An 18161-nucleotide genomic window follows, 5' to 3' on the forward strand; every position below is an offset into this window, starting at 1 on the left:
CGACGCGCCGCATATCGGCCAAGTTCGGCGCTCTGCGTGGGCAGCTTGCGATGCATAAGGTAAACTGCCGCCTCTTTCTATACCTATAACGATTCGCCTGATGCCCACGACGTTTCATGAGATTCCCCGCAAACGCCCGACCACGCCGCTGCTCGACCGTGCCCAGACGCCGGACGGCCTGCGCCGGTTAGGTGAAGCCGAGCTGGAAACCCTGGCCGATGAATTGCGCCTGGAATTGCTCTACACGGTCGGCCAGACCGGCGGGCACTTCGGTGCCGGCCTCGGCGTCATCGAGCTGACCATCGCGTTGCATTACGTGTTCGACACCCCGGACGACCGACTGGTGTGGGACGTGGGTCACCAGGCGTATCCGCACAAGATCCTCACCGGTCGTCGCGAACAGATGGCCACCCTGCGCCAGAAAGACGGCCTGGCGGCCTTCCCGCGGCGCTCCGAGAGCGAGTACGACACCTTCGGCGTCGGCCACTCCAGCACCTCCATCAGTGCCGCGCTGGGCATGGCCATCGCCGCCCGCCTGCAGCACAGCGAGCGCAAGGCCATCGCGGTGATCGGCGACGGCGCCCTGACCGCGGGCATGGCCTTCGAGGCGCTGAACCACGCGCCGGAAGTGGACGCCAACATGCTGGTGATCCTCAACGACAACGACATGTCGATCTCGCGCAATGTCGGCGGGCTGTCCAACTACCTGGCCAAGATTCTCTCCAGCCGCACCTACGCCAGCATGCGCGAAGGCAGCAAGAAAGTGCTGTCGCGCCTGCCCGGTGCCTGGGAAATCGCCCGCCGCACCGAAGAATACGCCAAGGGCATGCTGGTGCCCGGCACCCTGTTCGAAGAGCTGGGCTGGAACTACATCGGCCCCATCGACGGCCACGACCTGCCGACCCTGATCGCCACCCTGCGCAACATGCGCGACCTCAAGGGCCCGCAGTTCCTGCATGTGGTGACCAAGAAGGGCAAGGGCTTCGCCCCGGCGGAAGTCGACCCGATCGGCTACCACGCCATCACCAAGCTGGAACCCCTGGATGCTCCGGCGGCCGCGCCGAAAAAGGCCGGCGGTCCGAAGTATTCCGGCGTGTTTGGCGAGTGGCTGTGCGACATGGCCGCCGCCGACCCGCGCCTGGTGGGCATCACCCCGGCAATGAAGGAAGGCTCGGACCTGGTGGCCTTCAGCGAGCGTTTCCCGCTGCGCTATTTCGACGTGGCGATTGCCGAGCAGCATGCGGTGACCCTGGCGGCCGGCATGGCCTGCGAAGGCGCCAAGCCGGTGGTGGCGATCTACTCCACCTTCCTGCAGCGCGGCTATGACCAACTGATCCACGACGTAGCGGTACAGAACCTCGACGTGCTGTTCGCCATCGACCGCGCCGGACTGGTGGGCGAAGACGGCCCGACCCACGCCGGCAGCTTCGACCTGTCCTACCTGCGCTGCATTCCCGGCATGCTGGTGATGACGCCGAGCGACGAGAACGAGTTGCGCAAGATGCTCAGCACCGGGCACCTGTACAACGGCCCCGCCGCCGTGCGCTACCCGCGCGGCACCGGCCCCAACGCGCCGATCGACAAGGACCTGGAACCGATCGAGATCGGCAAGGGCGTGATCCGTCGCCAGGGCAAACAGGTCGCGTTGCTGGTGTTCGGCGTGCAACTGGCCGAAGCCCTGCAAGTGGCCGAAAAGCTCGACGCCACCGTGGTCGACATGCGTTTCGTCAAACCCCTGGATGAAGCCCTGGTGCGCGAGATCGCCGGTAGCCATGAACTGCTGGTGACCATCGAAGAGAACGCCATCATGGGCGGCGCCGGTGGCGCGGTCAGCGAGTTTTTGGCCCGCGAAAGCATCCTCAAGCCGATCCTGCACCTGGGCTTGCCCGACGCCTACGTCGAGCACGCCAAACCGGCGCAGATGCTTGCCGAATGTGGGCTCGACGAAGCCGGCATCGAAGCCTCGGTGCGCCAGCGCCTGGAGTTGCTGGGCCTGTAATCGCCACACGCGACTGCGGACGCCCGCCACGCGGGCGTCCGCTGCACGACCTGCCCTTTCGCTGCCCGCGGCCAAGGCCGCAGTGCGCTAATGGAATAGCCATGCAACTTGCTCGCTTTGCCCTGCCCCTTTGCCTCCTGCCTTGTACCGAACTTCTGGCCGAGCCCCTCGAGCGCGACCAGGCCCTGAAACTGCCCGAGATGCTGATCAGTGCCAACCGACAGGTGGAAGCTCGCAACGACAGCAGCGCGGCGAACACGGTATTCACCCGGGAAGATATCGACCGCCTGCAACCCACCAGCCTGACCGACCTGCTGCAACGGGTGCCCGGGGTGCAGGTTGCCCAGAGCGGCGGACGCGGCAACCTGCCGAACATCTTCATTCGCGGCACCAACTCGGCCCAGAGCCTGGTGCTGGTGGATGGCCAGCGCATCAGCAGTTCATCCTCCGGCGACAGCAACCTGCAATTCATCAGCGTCGAGCAGATCGAGCGGGTGGAAGTGCTGCGCGGCTCGCGCTCGGTGATCTACGGCAGCGATGCCATTGGCGGGGTAATCCAGATCTTCACCCGGCGCGGCGCCGACTCGGGACTGCACGGGCGCATGCACATCGCCGCCGGCAGCAACCAGACCTGGGAGCGCAGCCTGGGACTGTCCGGCGGCGACGCCCAGACCCGATTCAGCCTCGGCGCCAACCTGGATGAAAGTGCCGGCATCGACTGGACTCGCCCGTCGTTTCCCAGCGATGCCGACCACGATGGCTATCGCAACAGGTCCCTGAGCCTGACCCTCAGCCACGCCCTGAGCGATGACCTGGAGCTGGGTTTCAACCTGCTGGATAACCGTGGTCGCAGCCGCTATGACAACCCTTTCGGACGCTACGACTCCAACTACAACGTCTTCGCCCAAGACCCTTACACCGACTTCAGTGTCAGCAGCCTCAGCGGCTATCTCGACGCGAACATCCATGACAACTGGCAATCGCGGGTCGAGCTCGGACACAGCGAAAACCGTGACCTCAAGCGCGACAAGCTCAGTGATGAGCGCAGCGTGTTCAACACCTACCGCGACTCGCTGAACTGGCAGAACGATCTGCGCCTGGATGAAGACAACAGCCTGATCTTGGGGGCGGACTGGTACGAGGATCGACTCAACACCAGCCCGGTCCGCTTTGCCGAAGGCCGCCGCTGGAACCGCGCCGCCTTTATTCAGCATCGTTTTCACGGCGACAGTTTTTCCACCGAACTGGGTCTGCGCCGCGACCAGAACCAGCAGTACGGCAGCCAGAACACCTGGAGCGGCACCTTCACTCTGCCGCTGAATCCGGACAACGACCTGCTGCTGTCCTACAGCGAAGGCTTTCGGGCGCCGAATTTCAGCGACCTGTATTACCCGGGTTTCAGCAACCCGGCCCTCAAGCCGGAACACTCAAAGAGCTATGAGTTGCAGTGGCGCAGCCAGCTGACGCCAGACAGCCGCCTGGAAGCCTCGATCTACCGTACCGATATCAAGGACGCGATTATTTATGACCGCGTCGCCCAGCGCCCGGAAAACGTCGGCGCCGCGAGGATCAACGGTTTCGAGGCAACCCTGAAACAAACACTGTTCGGCTGGCAAAGCAGCCTCGGTGCCGCGCTCATCGACCCGCGCAATCGTCAGGATGGCCATCAACTGCCACGTCGAGCCCGCCGTACCTTGAATCTGGATCTGGACCGGCAGTTCGGCGACCTGGCGTTCGGCGCCAGCTGGCAATTGGTGAGCAGGAGTTATGAAGACCTGAGCGTGAAGAAACAGGTGCCTGTGGGCGGCTACGGCGTGTTCGGGCTGCGCGGTAGCTGGGCAGTCAATCAGGAACTCAAGCTGGACCTGAAGCTCGACAACCTCTTCGACAAGGCCTATAGCCGCGCGCTCTACGAGTACGACGGCAACGATTATGGCTACCGCACCGAAGGCCGCGCCTGGATGTTCGGCGTGACCTGGACGCCCGAGTTGTAACACCCGCCTCGCCCACACACCGGCTCCTGCAGAACCCGTAGGAGCCGGCTTGCCGGCGAAGGGGCTCAGCGCTCAGGCGCGATCAACGCACAGAGCTTGGCCGTCGCAGCGATCATCTGCCCGCTGGGTCGCTCCAGCCCCTTGTCCCTCACCAACAACAGCCGCCCCTGCTGCACCGCCGCAATCTGCGGCCAGGCTTTCCAGGCATCCAACTGCCCTTGCGCGGTGGCCAGGATTGCCTGCGGGTTGCGCTGCAACACCGATTCGATGCTGACCTGGGGCGCCGGCAACGACTGGTCGGCAAACACATTGCGGGCGCCACAGACGCTCAGGGCTTCGCTGATGATCTGGCCACCGCCCACGGTATACAGCGGCCGGTCCCAGACCTGGTAGAACACCGGCAACGCCGGTTCGCGGTGATAGCGGGCACGCAAACCGGCCAGTTGCCCGTCCAACTCGGCGGCCAGTTTACGAGCGGCCGCCGAGCGCCCCAGACGCTCGCCGATTTCGGCGATCTGCGCCGTCAGTTGCTTGAAGTCATGAGGCTCGGCGACATAAGTGGGGATCCCCAGGCGCGCCAGTTGATCGCGCTGGGCCGGGCCGACGCTGCCCGGCCAGAGCAATAGCAAATCCGGTCGAAGGCTCAGCAGACGCTCGATATCCAACTGGCCATAACGCCCTACCGAAGGCAGGTCCTTGAGCGGCGCCGGCCGTTCACCGGCATCCAGCACGCCCACCAGCAAGTCGGAAGCCCCCAGCTCGACGACGATTTCCGAGAGCGACGGCGCCAGGCTGACCACCCGCTGCGCCGCCAGTGCCGGTGTGCCGACCAGCAGGCACAGGACCGCCAGCCAGCGCCACATCAGCCGAGCTGACGAGGAATACGGTAGAGGTAGAACAGCACGGCGGTGGACAGGGCCAGGAGCATCAGCGGCACCGCTTCCAGGCCGACGAACACCGCCAGGGCACCGATCCAGGCTGGCAAGGATGCCGCCAGGAAGGCGGCACGACGACGGGCCGCCAGGGTGATCCAGGCGGCAGGCTCCTCAGGGGTATCCAGGGCCTTGCCGGCGGCGATCAAGGCATGTTTGTAGCCGTTGAAAAAACGCAGGCTGACGAACATCGAGGCCGTACCGGCGATAAAGAATGGCATCGCCAGCACCGGCATCAAGGCCTCGCCCTGGCCAAACACCAGGTTGATCACAAACAGCGGCAGCAAGGCCAGGGCCAGGTACTGCCACCAACTGACGGCCAGGCGCCGCTTGACTTGGCCCCGAGTCACGCGCGGTCGACCTCGCCCTGATGCTCATTGCCCATCATGTGGTCGAGCTTGCTGGCCTTGGTCGCCAGGTACAGCTTGTTGTGGGGGTTGTGCCCGGTGTGCAGCGGCACCCGCTCGGCAACCTGGATGCCCATGTCGGTCAACGCCTTGACCTTGCGCGGGTTGTTGGTCATCAGCCGCAGGGACTTGACCCCCAGATGCTCGAGCATCGGCAGGCACATGGCGTAGTCACGCTGGTCCGCGGCAAAGCCCAGACGCTCGTTGGCTTCCACGGTATCGGCGCCGCCATCTTGCAGCTCGTAGGCGCGGATCTTGTTCAGCAGGCCAATGCCGCGACCTTCCTGACGCAGGTACAGCAGCACCCCGCGACCTTCCCGGGCGATGGCCCGCAGCGCGGCTTCCAGTTGCGAGCCGCAATCGCAACGCTGGCTGAACAAGGCGTCGCCGGTCAGGCATTCGGAGTGCAGGCGGCCGAGAACCGGCGCGCCATCGGCGATGTCCCCCAGGCTGAGCACCACGTGCTCGCGACCGGTGGCTTCATCCAGAAAACCATGCATGGTGAATTGCGCAAAAGGCGTAGGCAGCTTGGAAGCGGCAACAAAAACGACGGGCACTGTTGTGCTCCTGATCTGTATGAGGACTGGAGATTCGCAGAGGCGGCATTGTAACAGCAGCCTCCACTGCACGCTTAGGCTGAATTATCGGAGATAAAGATCGATAAGTTTGATCAACGGACCGCCGGCTGCCGGCTCTCGTCAAAGGGATAAGGCTGCTTCCAACGCTGGAAGATCGGGCGCAGGACCCCGTCTTTCACCAACTGCTCCATGCGCCGGTCATACAGGGCCAGCAGGGCACGACCGCGGGGGTTGTCGGCAAAGCCCAGGTACAGGGGCAGCTCGGCCAGGTGGCTGATCTTGAACTGACTCGGGTCCTGGGCTTGCGCGAGCACGTAGCTGATCTCGGTCTGGGCGTCGATGTAATAGTCGGCCCGGCCGTACTGCAACATTGGCAGGATGCCGATGCGCCGGCGAATCTCGTTGTAGCGCCGGGCATTGGGCAGGTAGTCCTGGTACTTGTAGCCACGCACCCAGACCAGACGGTAACTGCCGAGGTTGGCCAGGGTCAGCTCGGGATGGCTGGCCAGCCCCAGGGAGTAGATGTGGTCGGTGTCGTAGTTCCAGCGCGGGTAAAGCAACCCGGGAGATTCGTCGCGATAGGCGCCCACTTGCGCATCCGCTTCACCACGCTGCACCAGGCCCACCGAGCGGGTGTAAGGCACGCTGCTGCGCTCGATGCGCACCCCTTGGGGCTCGAACACTTCCCGCAGAATGTCCCAGGCCAGGCCTTCGCCATTGGCTTCGGTGTACTGGCTCCATTCTTCACTGGCGATGCGGATCTGCTGGGGTTGCGCCTGCAACTCATTGGCCCGGACGCCGCAGCTCCAGACAACCAGCAATACCAGCAGCACGCGGCGCACATCCATGCCTAACCTCTCAGCTGAAACACCACACCAACCCCTGCATCGCCAGCCAGGCGAACACACCGGCCAGCACATCGTCGAGCATGATGCCGACACCGCCGTGCACATGCCGGTCGACCCAGCGAATCGGCCATGGCTTGAGAATGTCGAAGAAGCGGAACATCAGGAAACCCGCCAGCAGCCAGTACCAGCCTTCAGGCACCAGCCACAGGGTGATCCACATGCCGACCATTTCGTCCCAGACGATGCCTTCGTGGTCATGCACCCGCAGATCATCGGCCACCTTGCCGCACAGCCAGAAGCCAAACAGCATGGTGATGCCGAGCATCAGCCAGTAGCCCCAGTCCGGCAGCATCTGCCACAGCGGGATAAAGGGTAGCGCAACCAGCGAGCCCCAGGTGCCGGGCGCCTTGGGCAAGGTGCCGGAGCCGAAGCCGAAAGCCAGGAAGTGCCAGGGATTGCGCCAGACCGACGGCGGGACGAACTCCGCCGGGACCTGCTTGGGATGATCTGTCACGGTGTCTCCGGAAAGTGTTGATAACCCCGGATACCGGGGGTGATGTCCTGGCCGCCGGCATCCAGCAGGGTCACCCCCTGCCCCGCCAGCACTCGCCCCACCACGTGCACCGGCCACCCCGCCGCCCGCAGCGGCGCCAGTTCGGCAGGCGGCAGGGTGAAGGCCAGGACATAGTCGTCGCCCCCGCTCAGGGCGGCAGCGCGAGCACCTTCCAGCCCCAGGAAGCTGAGCAGCGCCGGAGACAGGGGCAGTTTTTCCAGGTCCAGTTGCACGGCAACCGCCGAGGCGGCCGCGATATGCCCGCAATCGGCCAGCAGGCCATCGGAAATGTCCAGGGCGGCGCTGGCCTTGCCTCTCAGGGCCTGACCCAGGGCCAACTGCGGTCGGGGCGACCAGTAGTGGGCCAGCAACGGCTCGGCCACCGCCGCCTCGGCGCGGCGCTGCCCCAGTACCAGCGGCAAGGCGCCGGCCGCATTGCCCAACTCGCCACCGACACACAGCAGGTCGCCGGCACGGGCGCCGCTGCGGGTCAGGGCCTGGCCGCCGGGAACCCGTCCGAACACGGTCAGGGTCAAGGTCAGCGGACCGCGGGTGGTGTCGCCGCCGATCAGGCGCACGCCACAGTCCTGGGCCATGAGGTTCAAGCCGCGGGCATAGGCCTGCAGCCAATCGGTGCTCACCGTCGGCAGGGTCAGGGCCAGGGTAAAGGCCAGCGGCGTGGCGCCCATGGCGGCCAGGTCGCTGACAGCCACCGCCAGAGAGCGTTGGCCTAGAAGAAAGGGCTCGCAGGGATCGGCGAAATGCACACCCGCCACCAGGGTGTCGGTGGAAATCGCCAACTGCTCGCCAGGTGCAACCGCCAGCAAGGCGCAGTCATCGCCAATCCCCAGGGCAATACCCTCGCCGCCTTGCGCACAGGGCGCGGCAGCGAAGTAATGACGGATCAGCTCAAACTCGCCCATGGCAGCTGCAAGCGCGGATCAGCGCTTGAACGCCTTCACTTCAGCTTCGCGCAGGCGCGGTGCCAGCTTGTCGAGAACACCATTGACGAACTTGTGGCCATCGGTGGAACCGAAGACCTTGGCCAGTTCGATACCTTCGTTGATCACAACGCGGTAAGGCACGTCGACGCGCTTGAGCAGTTCCCAGGTGGAGAGGCGCAGAACCGCCAGTTCAACCGGATCCAGCTCATCGATGGCGAGGTCCAGGCAAGGCACGAGCGCGGTGTCGATCTCGTTCTTGTTGGCCGGAACCCCGTGCAGGATCTCCCGGAAGTAGGCGCCGTCGATATCAGTGAAATCGTTGTCGACCCGAAACTGCGCTTCGATCTCGTTCAGCGAATGCTTGGCCATGTGCCATTGGTACAGCGCCTGGGTCGCGAGCTGACGGGCTTCGCGACGCTTGGCGCTCTTGGATGGCTTGCCGGCGTTGGCAGGCTTGGGATCGCGCGGGTTGAAACGATCGCTTTCGTCGCTAATCACTTGGCCTCCAACTGCGCCAGCAGGCTGACCATTTCCAGGGCGGACAGGGCAGCTTCAGCACCTTTGTTGCCGGCCTTGGTGCCGGAACGCTCGATGGCTTGTTCGATCGAATCAACGGTCAGCACGCCGAAGGCCACTGGCACGCCGAACTCCATGGACACCTGGGCCAGGCCCTTGGTGCATTCGCCGGCCACGTATTCGAAGTGCGGAGTGCCGCCACGAATGACCGCGCCCAGGGCGACGATCGCCGCGTATTCACCCTTCTGTGCGACTTTCTGGGCAACCAACGGAATTTCGAAGGCGCCAGGGGCACGGATGATGGTGATGTCGCTTTCGCTCACGCCGTGGCGAACCAGGGCGTCAACCGCGCCACTGACCAGGCTTTCGACGACGAAGCTGTTGAAACGGCCGACCACCAGGGCATAGCGGCCTTTAGGGGCGATGAAGGTACCTTCGATGGTCTTCAGGGTCATTCGACAAATCTCTTAAAGAGCCAGAGCGTGTCTAGCACACGCTCTTCAGTGATATTTGAACCGCGAATTTCAAGCCGCAAACGACCGGCTGTTATTCGGAGGGCACGTATTCTACAACTTCCAGGTCGAAACCGGATATCGCATTAAACTTCATCGGCGCACTCATCAGGCGCATTTTGCGGACGCCCAGGTCGCGGAGGATCTGCGAACCGGCACCCACGATGCTGTAGGTGGTGGGTTTCTTCACCGGCTGGTGTTCCGCGGTTTCACGGATGTGCGCCAGCAGTACATCGCCATCCAGCGGGTGCCCCAGCAACAGCACCACACCACTGCCGGCCTCGGCCACGGTGGCCATGGCCGCGCGCAGGCTCCAGCGGCCCGGCTGCTTGACCATCAGCAGGTCGCGCAGCGGGTCCATGTTATGCACCCGCACCAGGGTCGGTTCCTCTGCGCAGATGTCCCCCAGGGTCAGGGCCATGTGCACGTCGCCTTCCACGGAATCACGATAGGTCACCAGGTTGAACTGGCCCAGTTCGCTGTCCAGGGGCTGCTCGGCAATCCGCTGAACGGTACGTTCGTGGATCATCCGGTAGTGAATCAGGTCGGCGATGGTGCCGATCTTGATGTTGTGCTCGGCGGCGAAGGCTTCCAGCTCGGTGCGACGGGACATGGTGCCGTCGTCGTTCATCACCTCGCAGATCACCCCGCTTGGCTCGAAACCGGCCATGCGCGCCAGGTCGCAGGCGGCTTCGGTGTGGCCGGCACGGGCCAGGGTCCCGCCGGGTTGGGCCATCAGCGGGAAGATGTGGCCCGGGCTGACGATGTCCTCGGGCTTGGCGTCCTTGGCGGCCGCCGCTTGCACGGTGCGCGCACGGTCGGCGGCCGAGATGCCGGTGGTCACGCCTTCGGTGGCCTCGATGGAGACGGTGAACTTGGTGCCGAAGCCGGAACCGTTGCGCGGCGCCATCAGCGGCAGCTTGAGCAGCTCGCAACGCTCGCGGCTCATGGGCATGCAGATCAGGCCACGGGCGTGCTTGGCCATGAAGTTGATGTGCTCGGCCTTGCAGCACTCGGCGGCCATGATCAGGTCGCCTTCGTTCTCGCGGTCTTCGTCATCCATGAGGATGACCATCTTGCCTTGGCGGATGTCTTCAACCAGTTCTTCGATGCTGTTGAGCGCCACGCGGCACCCCCTTGAGTCAGGATTTGAGATAGCCGTTAGCGGCCAGAAAACTTTCGGTAATGGTGCCGCCAGTGGCCTCGGCCGCCTTGTCGCCCAGCAGCAGGCGCTCCAGGTAGCGCGCCAGCAGGTCGACCTCGAGGTTGACCTGCCGACCCGGCCGGTAGTCGGCCATGATGGTTTCCGCCAGGGTGTGGGGCACGATGGTCAGCTCGAACTCGGCGCCATTCACCGCGTTGACCGTCAGGCTGGTGCCGTCGACGGTGATCGAGCCTTTATGGGCGATGTACTTGGCCAGCTCCTTCGGCGCACGGATACGGAACTGAATGGCCCGGGCATTTTCCTCCCGCGCCACCACTTCACCGACGCCGTCGACGTGACCACTGACCAGGTGACCGCCCAGGCGAGTGGTCGGGGTCAGGGCTTTCTCCAGGTTGACCCGGCTGCCGGTTTTCAACTGATGGAAGGCGGTGCAATCCAGGGTCTCGCGGCTGACATCGGCCCAGAAACCATCGCCCGGCAGCTCGACCGCGGTCAGGCAGACGCCGTTCACCGCGATGCTGTCGCCCAGTTTGACGTCGGCCAGATCAAGCTTGCCGGTTTCTACATAGACCCGCACATCTCCGCCTTTTGGGGTCAATGCGCGAATGCTGCCGATGGATTCGATGATGCCGGTGAACATGGAGTCCTCCTCGAGAACGGGCCGCCGGGTAGGCGAAAGTCGGGAATTATACGCTCGCTGGTGGGGCCGGGATGGCAGTGACTCGCCAGTCATCGCCCACCGCGCGCATTTCGATGATCTTGAGCAAGGGCGCCTGGCTCATCCGCGCCAGCGGCCAGTCCAGCAGCGGCCGCGCAGAGGAGCCGAGGAACTTGCCGGCGACGAAGATCTGGTACTCGTCCACCAGGCCCTGCTGGGCAAAGGCTCCGGCCAATCGCGGACCGGCTTCCACCAGCACCTCGTTGACACCTCGGGCGGCGAGCTCCAGCAACAGCCGACGCAGATCCACCAGGCCATCGGGGCCGGGCACGATCAGGCATTCCGGACCGTTGGCATACTGCTCCTCCACCGCCGCGCAGGTCGCTACCAGGGCGGGGCCGGCCTTGAAGAACGGTGCATCGAGGGGCACTCGCAGGCGACCATCGATCAACACCCGCAGCGGCGGCCGGCTCATGGCCAAGGCCGTCTGCTCGGCGTCCAGGCCCAGTTCGCCAGCGCGCACGGTCAGCCGCGCATCATCGGCCAGCACCGTATCGGCACCGGTCAGCACCACGGACGATTCGGCCCGCAGGCGCTGCACCGCAGAGCGCGCCGCTGGTCCGGTGATCCACTGGCTTTCACCACTGGCCATCGCTGTTCGACCATCAAGGCTCATGGCCAGCTTGACCCGCACATAAGGCAGGCCGTGTTCCATGCGCTTGAGAAAACCCTTGTTGATCGCCCGGGCCTCGGCCTCCAGCACACCGCTGTGGGTGTCGATACCGGCCTGGGCCAGGCGCTGCAAGCCACGCCCGGCGACTTCCGGGTTCGGGTCCTGCATCGCCGCGACCACCCGCGCCACTCCGGCATTGACCAGGGCATCGGCACAAGGCGGCGTGCGCCCGTGATGACTGCAAGGCTCCAGGGTCACATAGGCCGTGGCGCCACGGGCCTGGTCAGCGGCCGCGCGCAGGGCGTGGACTTCGGCGTGGGGTTCGCCGGCCCGGACATGCCAGCCCTCACCCACCACCTGGCCGTCGCGCACGATGACGCAACCGACCCGGGGATTGGGATGGGTGGAGTAGCGCCCCTTGCGCGCCAGTTCCAGAGCGCGGGCCATGTAGTGCGCGTCGAGCACCGCTTGCTCCGGGGACTGGCTCATGGCTTGACCGGCTCGCGGGCGAGGCGGTCGATCTCTTCGCGGAATTCGTTGAGGTCCTGGAAGCGCCGGTACACCGACGCGAAACGGATATAGGCGACTTCATCGAGCTTCTGCAGCTCGGTCATCACCAGTTCACCCACGACCAGGGATTTGACTTCACGCTCGCCGGTGGCCCGCAGCTTGTGCTTGATGTGCACCAGCGCCGCTTCCAGGCGCTCGACACTCACCGGGCGTTTTTCCAGGGCGCGCTGCATGCCGGCGCGCAGTTTTTCTTCGTCGAAGGGCTGACGGCTGCCGTCAGTCTTGATCAGGCGCGGCATCACCAGTTCGGCGGTTTCGAAGGTGGTGAAACGCTCACCACAGGCCAGGCATTCACGCCGGCGGCGCACCTGTTCGCCCTCGGCGACCAGACGCGAGTCGATGACCTTGGTGTCGTTGGCACCGCAGAAGGGACAGTGCATGGTGGCAGGCAACAAAAAAAGGGAGGGCCATGGTAGCGCATCCCACTGGCAAGACAAGCCATAGCCTTTACGGTATACAGACCGACTATTATGTTTCGCACACGGAAATTCGCCTTGTTGGAGCTTCAGATGCCGCTCAGACCGCTCGTTTTGCTCAGTCTTGTCAGCCTGCTGGTCGCCTGCAGCAGCGATGCCCCGAAACCTGCGGCCCCCGTCTCCTCCTCGCCACAGACGGTGAAAAAAAATCAGCAACCTGTCGATCTCGGCCCCTTGCCGGCCTATCAGCGCGAACTGAGCGGCACCCTTGAGGGCGTGCCGGCCGGCGCCGACGTGGAACTGGCGCTGCTAGTGATCGATGAACGCAGTCGCCCGCAACGCCTTTTGGCCAGCAGCAACCTCAACGGCACCAGTCAGGCTCTGCCGTTTCGCCTGCGTTTCGCCGCCGAGGCGTTCCCGAGCGGAGCCCGGGTCGAACTGCGTGGCCGCGCCAGCCAATCCGGCCAGTTGATCCTGCACCTGCCGGCGGTACGCATCGACCAACCCACCACCCAGGCTCTGGGACCACTGCAATTCGTCAAAGCCCCATGAACCCACCGCTCGACCTGCAAGACGCCCTCAGCGAACTGCTGGGGGACGCGCAACTGGTGGCCTGCGAGCTGCCCGATACCCAACTGAAACTCTGGCTGATCGACGCCCGGAACATGGACCGCGCCTTCACCCCGGAAGAAACCCGGCGCATTCTCCACGAGCCGCCTTACTGGAGTTTCTGCTGGGCCAGCGGCCTGGCCCTGGCCCGCTATCTGGCCGAACACCCGCACTGGGTGCAAGGCAAGCGGGTGCTGGATTTCGGCGCCGGCTCCGGGGTGGCGGCGATTGCCGCAGCCAGGGCCGGAGCCCTGGAAGTGGTGGCTTGCGACCTCGACCCGCTGGCCATTGCCGCCTGCCGGGCCAACGCCGAACTCAACGGCGTCGAGCTGAGCTATTCCACGGACTTTTTCGCCGAGGCCGATCGCTTCGACCTGATCCTGGTGGCGGATGTGCTCTATGACCGGGCCAACCTGCCGCTACTGGACCAGTTTCTCAGCCGTGGCCGCCAGGCCCTGGTGGCGGACTCCCGGGTCAGGGACTTCCAGCACCCGCTGTATCAGCGCCTGGAAACGCTCAATGCCCTGACCCTGCCGGACCTGGCCGAGCCTTGGGAGTTTCGCAAGGTGAGCCTGTATCACGCGCAGCGGCCACTGGCCGGCAAACCGGCGCCCGCAGGCGATAGCGATCTGTCCCGGGCAACTTTATAGTGCTTCCATTCCCGCTTATTCGAGATACCCCATGAGTCAGGACACGCCGTATATCTTCGACGCCCGCACCGCCGACTTCGACCAGTCAGTCATCGAGAACTCCTTCCACAAGCCGGTCCTGGTGGACTTCTGGGCCGAATGGTGCGCGCCCTGCAAGGCGCTGATGCCGATGCTGCAACAGATCGCCGAGAGCTATCAGGGCGAGCTGCTGCTGGCCAAGGTCAACTGTGATGTCGAGCAGGACATCGTCGCCCGCTTCGGCATCCGCAGCCTGCCCACCGTGGTGCTGTTCAAGGACGGCCAGCCGGTGGACGGCTTTGCCGGCGCACAGCCGGAATCCGCGGTGCGGGCCATGCTCGAACCCCATGTGCAGATGCCGCCACCGCCCGCTGCCGACCCGCTGGAACAGGCCGAAGCCTTATTCAACGACGGTCGTATCGGCGACGCCGAGGCCGTCCTCAAAGTGCTGCTGGGTGAAGACAACAGCAACGCCAAGGCCCTCATCCTTTACGCCCGCTGCCTGGCCGAGCGCGGCGAACTGGACGAAGCCCAGACCGTGCTCGACGCGGTCACCGGCGATGAACACAAGGCCGCCCTGGCCGGCGCCAAGGCGCAGATCACCTTCCTCAAGCAAGCCGCAGACTTGCCGGACGCCGCCGACCTCAAGGCGCGCCTGGCCAAGGACCCGCAAGACGACGAAGCCCTGTACCAACTGTCGATCCAGCAACTGGCCCGCCAGCAATACGAAGCGGCGCTGGAGGCTTTGCTCAAACTCTTCATGCGCAACCGCAGCTACAACGAAGGCATTGCCCACAAGACCCTGCTGCAGGTGTTCGACCTGCTGGGCAACGATCATCCGCTAGTAACCGCCTACCGCCGCAAACTGTTCGCCGCCCTGTACTGAGCAGGATGTGCCGGCGTGTGTAGGAGCTGGCTTGCCAGCGAAAGCGTTCTGACAGACCTAACGCGTTCGCCAGCAAGCTGGCTCCTACAGGCTCACTGCACCCAGCTGTAGATCGGCGTATCGGCGCCGCTGACCACCTTGACCTCGGTGCAGTGGCGCAAGCGCACCAGCAGGCGCTTGCCCGACGCGGCGCTGCCGGTCAGCCCCTCCAACTGCTCCAGCAACTCGGGCCCGCTAATCTGGCCCGCCTTGCGCAACAGATCCTTGGCGGTCTGCCACAAGGCATCGTCCTGGCTGGCCGGCTTGCTCACCGGCGTCGGTGCCGCCGCTTCAGGCCTGGCCGCCTGCAATTGCGCGCCCAGTTGCGCCCAATCGCCCTCGTCCAGTTCCAGGGTCAAATCCACCGGCCAGTCGCCGATGCTTCCACGAATTCGCAACATCGCTGCACTCCCGATTTTTTCTGACGAGCATGCTCCCACGCGTCTTGCGCAACGCCAAGCAGACGGTCAAACTCTGCGGCCCATTGTTATAAGATTACATAACATTTTTTTCATCCTCGCCCTGGAGACTTGCTATGCGCCGTCTGCTCCTCGCCTTGCCGTTTGCCCTGTTGCCACTGGCTGTTGCTCAGGCCGTGCAAGCCCATGAACACGAGCATGAACACGGCAGCCTCGGCGCCCATGAACATGGGGTCGCCCGCCTGAACGCGGTGCTCGACGGCCAGGCCCTGGAGCTGGAGCTGGAAAGCCCGGCGATGAACCTGGTGGGCTTCGAGCACGCACCCAGCACCGACGCCGACAAGGCCAAGGTAGCTGCCGCCCGCGCCCAGCTGGAACAACCCCTGGTGCTGTTCAGCCTGCCCAAGGCGGCCGCGTGCGTGGTAGCCAAGCAGGAACTGCAGAGCCCGCTGTTCGGTGACAAGCCCGATGCCGATGATCACGATGACGACGACCACGACGAAGAGGCCAAGGACGCCAACGGCCATGAGCATCACCATGAGCACAGCGAAATCCACGCTCATTACCAGTTCACCTGCGCCAAGCCGGACGCCCTGAAGAGCCTCGATCTGGGGCAGATCTTCAAGACCTTCCCCGCCACCCAGAAAATTCAGGTACAACTGATTTCGCCAAGCGGCCAGCAAGGTGTCGAAGCCACGGCCAAGGCTGCCACCCTGAAGTTTTGAGCGCTGCACCTGTAGCCGCCCGCGGTGGCGGCTACACCACTCACTGCATGATCGGCCCAACATGACCCAAGCACTTATCGAACTGTCCGACCTGACTTTCAGCTGGCCCGGCCACCCTCAGTTGCTGGACATCCCGGCCTTCCGCCTGGAAGCCGGCGAGACGCTGTTCCTCAAGGGCCCCAGCGGCAGTGGCAAGACCACCCTGCTGGGCCTGCTCGGCGGGGTACAGAAACCCAGTCACGGCAGCATCCGCCTGCTGGGCCAGGAACTGACCGAGCTATCCGCCGGGGCCCGCGATCGCTTTCGTGTCGATCACACCGGCTACATCTTCCAGCAGTTCAACCTGCTGCCATTTCTCTCGGTGCGCGAGAACGTCGAACTGCCCTGCCACTTCTCCAAACTGCGGGCCAGTCGCGCCCTGCAGCGCCACGGCAGCGTCGATCAGGCCGCGTCCACCCTGCTGGCCCACCTGGGCCTGAAGGACCCCGACCTGCTCGGCCGTCGCGCCGACTCTTTGTCCATCGGCCAACAGCAACGGGTCGCCGCGGCCAGGGCGCTGATCGGCCAGCCGGAGCTGGTGATCGCCGACGAGCCGACCTCGGCGCTGGACTACGACGCCCGCGAAGCCTTCATCCAACTGCTCTTCGCCGAGTGCCGCGAGGCCGGGGCCAGCCTGCTGTTCGTCAGCCACGACCAGAGCCTGGCGCCGCTGTTCGATCGCAACCTGTCGCTGGCCGAACTCAATCGCGCCGCCAAGCCTGCAGAGGTCTGAGATGTATCTGTTCCGTCTAGCCATGGCCAGCCTGGCTAACCGCCGCTTCACCGCGATCCTCACCGCCTTTGCCATCGCCCTTTCGGTCTGCCTGCTGCTGGCGGTGGAACGGGTACGCACCGAAGCCCGAGCCAGCTTCGCCAGCACCATCAGCGGCACCGACCTGATCGTCGGCGCCCGTTCCGGCTCGGTGAATCTGCTGCTGTACTCGGTGTTCCGCATCGGTAACGCCACCAACAACATCCGCTGGGACAGCTTCGAGCATTTCGCCAGCAACCCGAAGGTGAAGTGGGCGATCCCGATTTCCCTGGGCGACTCCCACCGCGGCTATCGGGTCATGGGCACCACCGAGGCCTACTTCCAGCACTACCAGTACGGTCATCAGCAAAGCCTGCAACTGGCCGTGGGCCGGGCTTTCGCCAGCGACCCTTTCGAGGTGGTACTGGGTGCCGAAGTCGCCGAAGCCCTGCACTACAAGCTGGGGGACCAGCTGGTGCTGGCCCATGGCGTTGCGGCCATCAGCCTGGTCAAGCATGACGACAAGCCCTTCACCGTGGTCGGCATCCTCAAGCGCACCGGCACTCCGGTGGACCGCACGCTGCACATCAGCCTGGGCGGCATGGAAGCGATCCACATCGACTGGCACAACGGCGTGCCGGCCCGTGGCGATGGCCGTATCAGTGCCGATCAGGCGCGCAACATGGACCTGACGCCCCAGGCGATCACCGCCTTCATGCTCGGCCTCAACAGCAAGATCTCGACCTTCGCCCTGCAGCGCGAGATCAACGAGTTCCGCGGCGAGCCGATGCTGGCGATCCTGCCCGGCGTGGCCCTGCAGGAGCTCTGGAGCCTGATGGGCACCGCCGAGAAGGCCCTGTTCGTGGTGTCGTTGTTCGTAGTGCTCACCGGCCTGATCGGCATGCTTACGGCGATCCTCACCAGCCTCAACGAGCGCCGTCGGGAGATGGCCATTCTGCGTTCGGTGGGGGCCCGGCCCTGGCATATTGCAACCCTGCTGGTACTGGAGGCGTTCGCCCTGGCGCTGACCGGGGTTCTGGCCGGGCTTGGCCTGCTGTACCTGGGCATCGCCCTGGCCCAGGGCTATGTGCAATCGAACTACGGCCTGTACCTGCCGTTGTCCTGGCCCAGCCAATATGAGTGGACGCTGCTGGGCGGTATCCTGATCGCCGCCTTGCTGATGGGCAGCGTGCCGGCCTGGCGCGCCTACCGGCAATCCCTGGCCGACGGCCTGTCGATTCGTTTATGAGCCCTGCCTTA

At 64.7% G+C, this 18161-nt stretch carries 21 protein-coding genes; 8 read left to right on the forward strand and 13 right to left on the reverse strand.

Annotated elements, in window-relative coordinates:
* The first annotated feature begins 100 nt into the window (after positions 1–100).
* Positions 101–1999, forward strand: a complete 1899-nt coding sequence (gene dxs / locus PST29_RS26805) for a 1-deoxy-D-xylulose-5-phosphate synthase (RefSeq protein WP_060841296.1) — start codon at positions 101–103, stop codon at positions 1997–1999.
* Between the two features lie 101 nt (positions 2000–2100).
* Positions 2101–3993, forward strand: a complete 1893-nt coding sequence (locus PST29_RS26810) for a TonB-dependent receptor plug domain-containing protein (RefSeq protein ID WP_060844753.1) — start codon at positions 2101–2103, stop codon at positions 3991–3993.
* A 65-nt stretch (positions 3994–4058) separates the two neighbouring features.
* Here the strand turns inward: PST29_RS26810 and PST29_RS26815 are convergent, their stop codons facing one another.
* The 12 genes from PST29_RS26815 to nrdR form a co-directional block, all read right to left on the reverse strand.
* Positions 4059–4856 carry a cobalamin-binding protein gene (locus PST29_RS26815; protein WP_060844754.1) on the reverse strand — a complete coding sequence of 266 codons (798 nt, stop codon included), beginning with the start codon at positions 4854–4856 and terminating at the stop codon, positions 4059–4061.
* The gene (locus tag PST29_RS26820) at positions 4856–5275 is read right to left on the reverse strand and encodes a hypothetical protein (RefSeq protein WP_047306283.1); all 420 of its coding nucleotides are present in this window, start codon (positions 5273–5275) and stop codon (positions 4856–4858) included. The genes PST29_RS26815 and PST29_RS26820 overlap by 1 nt, the downstream gene beginning before the upstream one ends.
* A complete protein-coding gene (gene ribA / locus PST29_RS26825; RefSeq protein WP_060841299.1) occupies positions 5272–5889 on the reverse strand; it encodes a GTP cyclohydrolase II in 618 nt (205 codons plus the stop codon). The genes PST29_RS26820 and ribA overlap by 4 nt, the downstream gene beginning before the upstream one ends.
* A gap of 113 nt (positions 5890–6002) precedes the next feature.
* The gene (locus tag PST29_RS26830) at positions 6003–6758 is read right to left on the reverse strand and encodes a substrate-binding periplasmic protein (RefSeq protein ID WP_060841300.1); all 756 of its coding nucleotides are present in this window, start codon (positions 6756–6758) and stop codon (positions 6003–6005) included.
* A 10-nt stretch (positions 6759–6768) separates the two neighbouring features.
* The gene (locus PST29_RS26835) at positions 6769–7272 is read right to left on the reverse strand and encodes a phosphatidylglycerophosphatase A family protein (RefSeq protein WP_060841301.1); all 504 of its coding nucleotides are present in this window, start codon (positions 7270–7272) and stop codon (positions 6769–6771) included.
* On the reverse strand, positions 7269–8234 hold the full coding sequence (thiL, locus tag PST29_RS26840) for a thiamine-phosphate kinase (RefSeq protein ID WP_060841302.1): 966 nt from the start codon (positions 8232–8234) through the stop codon (positions 7269–7271). Before thiL ends, PST29_RS26835 begins: the two co-directional genes overlap by 4 nt.
* Before the next feature lie 18 nt (positions 8235–8252).
* On the reverse strand, positions 8253–8753 hold the full coding sequence (nusB, locus tag PST29_RS26845) for a transcription antitermination factor NusB (protein WP_047306286.1): 501 nt from the start codon (positions 8751–8753) through the stop codon (positions 8253–8255).
* Positions 8750–9226 (reverse strand): 6,7-dimethyl-8-ribityllumazine synthase, encoded by a 477-nt coding sequence (gene ribH / locus PST29_RS26850; protein ID WP_016968455.1) that lies wholly within the window; start codon positions 9224–9226, stop codon positions 8750–8752. Before ribH ends, nusB begins: the two co-directional genes overlap by 4 nt.
* 91 nt (positions 9227–9317) lie before the next feature.
* On the reverse strand, positions 9318–10409 hold the full coding sequence (gene ribBA / locus PST29_RS26855) for a bifunctional 3,4-dihydroxy-2-butanone-4-phosphate synthase/GTP cyclohydrolase II (RefSeq protein ID WP_060841303.1): 1092 nt from the start codon (positions 10407–10409) through the stop codon (positions 9318–9320).
* A 16-nt stretch (positions 10410–10425) separates the two neighbouring features.
* A complete protein-coding gene (locus PST29_RS26860; RefSeq protein ID WP_060841304.1) occupies positions 10426–11088 on the reverse strand; it encodes a riboflavin synthase in 663 nt (220 codons plus the stop codon).
* A gap of 46 nt (positions 11089–11134) precedes the next feature.
* Positions 11135–12268 (reverse strand): bifunctional diaminohydroxyphosphoribosylaminopyrimidine deaminase/5-amino-6-(5-phosphoribosylamino)uracil reductase RibD, encoded by a 1134-nt coding sequence (ribD, locus tag PST29_RS26865; RefSeq protein WP_060844755.1) that lies wholly within the window; start codon positions 12266–12268, stop codon positions 11135–11137.
* Positions 12265–12729 carry a transcriptional regulator NrdR gene (gene nrdR, locus PST29_RS26870; protein ID WP_060841306.1) on the reverse strand — a complete coding sequence of 155 codons (465 nt, stop codon included), beginning with the start codon at positions 12727–12729 and terminating at the stop codon, positions 12265–12267. Before nrdR ends, ribD begins: the two co-directional genes overlap by 4 nt.
* Before the next feature lie 129 nt (positions 12730–12858).
* Between nrdR and PST29_RS26875 the strand changes: the two genes are divergently transcribed.
* Genes PST29_RS26875 through trxA form a run of 3 tightly spaced genes read left to right on the forward strand, consistent with a single transcriptional unit; the run spans position 12859 to position 14928 of the window.
* The gene (locus tag PST29_RS26875) at positions 12859–13317 is read left to right on the forward strand and encodes a hypothetical protein (protein ID WP_060841307.1); all 459 of its coding nucleotides are present in this window, start codon (positions 12859–12861) and stop codon (positions 13315–13317) included.
* Positions 13314–14024, forward strand: coding sequence for a class I SAM-dependent methyltransferase (locus tag PST29_RS26880; RefSeq protein WP_060844756.1), 711 nt, complete (start codon positions 13314–13316; stop codon positions 14022–14024). Before PST29_RS26875 ends, PST29_RS26880 begins: the two co-directional genes overlap by 4 nt.
* A gap of 31 nt (positions 14025–14055) precedes the next feature.
* A complete protein-coding gene (trxA, locus tag PST29_RS26885) occupies positions 14056–14928 on the forward strand; it encodes a thioredoxin (protein WP_060844757.1) in 873 nt (290 codons plus the stop codon).
* A gap of 92 nt (positions 14929–15020) precedes the next feature.
* Here trxA and PST29_RS26890 read toward each other — a convergent pair whose 3' ends face one another.
* Complete coding sequence (locus tag PST29_RS26890; protein WP_060841310.1) at positions 15021–15368, reverse strand: hypothetical protein; 348 nt, start codon at positions 15366–15368, stop codon at positions 15021–15023.
* A gap of 134 nt (positions 15369–15502) precedes the next feature.
* On the opposite strand from PST29_RS26890, the gene PST29_RS26895 reads away from it, so the two are divergent.
* From PST29_RS26895 to PST29_RS26905, 3 genes are all read left to right on the forward strand, one after another.
* Positions 15503–16111: a DUF2796 domain-containing protein gene (locus tag PST29_RS26895; RefSeq protein WP_060841311.1), complete on the forward strand. Its 609-nt coding sequence runs from the start codon at positions 15503–15505 to the stop codon at positions 16109–16111.
* Between the two features lie 61 nt (positions 16112–16172).
* The gene (locus PST29_RS26900; protein WP_060841312.1) at positions 16173–16883 is read left to right on the forward strand and encodes an ABC transporter ATP-binding protein; all 711 of its coding nucleotides are present in this window, start codon (positions 16173–16175) and stop codon (positions 16881–16883) included.
* Position 16884: 1 nt separating this feature from the next.
* Positions 16885–18150 (forward strand): ABC transporter permease, encoded by a 1266-nt coding sequence (locus PST29_RS26905; RefSeq protein WP_060841313.1) that lies wholly within the window; start codon positions 16885–16887, stop codon positions 18148–18150.
* Positions 18151–18161 lie beyond the last annotated feature (11 nt).

Source organism: Pseudomonas sp. St29 (genome assembly GCF_001547915.1).
In the GTDB taxonomy this organism is placed as follows: domain Bacteria; phylum Pseudomonadota; class Gammaproteobacteria; order Pseudomonadales; family Pseudomonadaceae; genus Aquipseudomonas.

Excerpts from the sequence above, each read along its gene's own strand:
- nrdR (WP_060841306.1), bottom strand. The coding sequence starts at position 12,729 with ATGCACTGTCCCTTCTGCGGTGCCAACGACACCAAGGTCATCGACTCG.
- PST29_RS26880 (WP_060844756.1), top strand. The coding sequence starts at position 13,314 with ATGAACCCACCGCTCGACCTGCAAGACGCCCTCAGCGAACTGCTGGGG.
- PST29_RS26895 (WP_060841311.1), top strand. The coding sequence starts at position 15,503 with ATGCGCCGTCTGCTCCTCGCCTTGCCGTTTGCCCTGTTGCCACTGGCT.
- trxA (WP_060844757.1), top strand. The coding sequence starts at position 14,056 with ATGAGTCAGGACACGCCGTATATCTTCGACGCCCGCACCGCCGACTTC.
- dxs (WP_060841296.1), top strand. The coding sequence starts at position 101 with ATGCCCACGACGTTTCATGAGATTCCCCGCAAACGCCCGACCACGCCG.
- PST29_RS26875 (WP_060841307.1), top strand. The coding sequence starts at position 12,859 with ATGCCGCTCAGACCGCTCGTTTTGCTCAGTCTTGTCAGCCTGCTGGTC.
- ribH (WP_016968455.1), bottom strand. The coding sequence starts at position 9,226 with ATGACCCTGAAGACCATCGAAGGTACCTTCATCGCCCCTAAAGGCCGC.
- PST29_RS26810 (WP_060844753.1), top strand. The coding sequence starts at position 2,101 with ATGCAACTTGCTCGCTTTGCCCTGCCCCTTTGCCTCCTGCCTTGTACC.
- PST29_RS26905 (WP_060841313.1), top strand. The coding sequence starts at position 16,885 with ATGTATCTGTTCCGTCTAGCCATGGCCAGCCTGGCTAACCGCCGCTTC.
- PST29_RS26815 (WP_060844754.1), bottom strand. The coding sequence starts at position 4,856 with ATGTGGCGCTGGCTGGCGGTCCTGTGCCTGCTGGTCGGCACACCGGCA.
- ribD (WP_060844755.1), bottom strand. The coding sequence starts at position 12,268 with ATGAGCCAGTCCCCGGAGCAAGCGGTGCTCGACGCGCACTACATGGCC.
- PST29_RS26860 (WP_060841304.1), bottom strand. The coding sequence starts at position 11,088 with ATGTTCACCGGCATCATCGAATCCATCGGCAGCATTCGCGCATTGACC.
- thiL (WP_060841302.1), bottom strand. The coding sequence starts at position 8,234 with ATGGGCGAGTTTGAGCTGATCCGTCATTACTTCGCTGCCGCGCCCTGT.
- PST29_RS26900 (WP_060841312.1), top strand. The coding sequence starts at position 16,173 with ATGACCCAAGCACTTATCGAACTGTCCGACCTGACTTTCAGCTGGCCC.
- PST29_RS26830 (WP_060841300.1), bottom strand. The coding sequence starts at position 6,758 with ATGGATGTGCGCCGCGTGCTGCTGGTATTGCTGGTTGTCTGGAGCTGC.
- PST29_RS26890 (WP_060841310.1), bottom strand. The coding sequence starts at position 15,368 with ATGTTGCGAATTCGTGGAAGCATCGGCGACTGGCCGGTGGATTTGACC.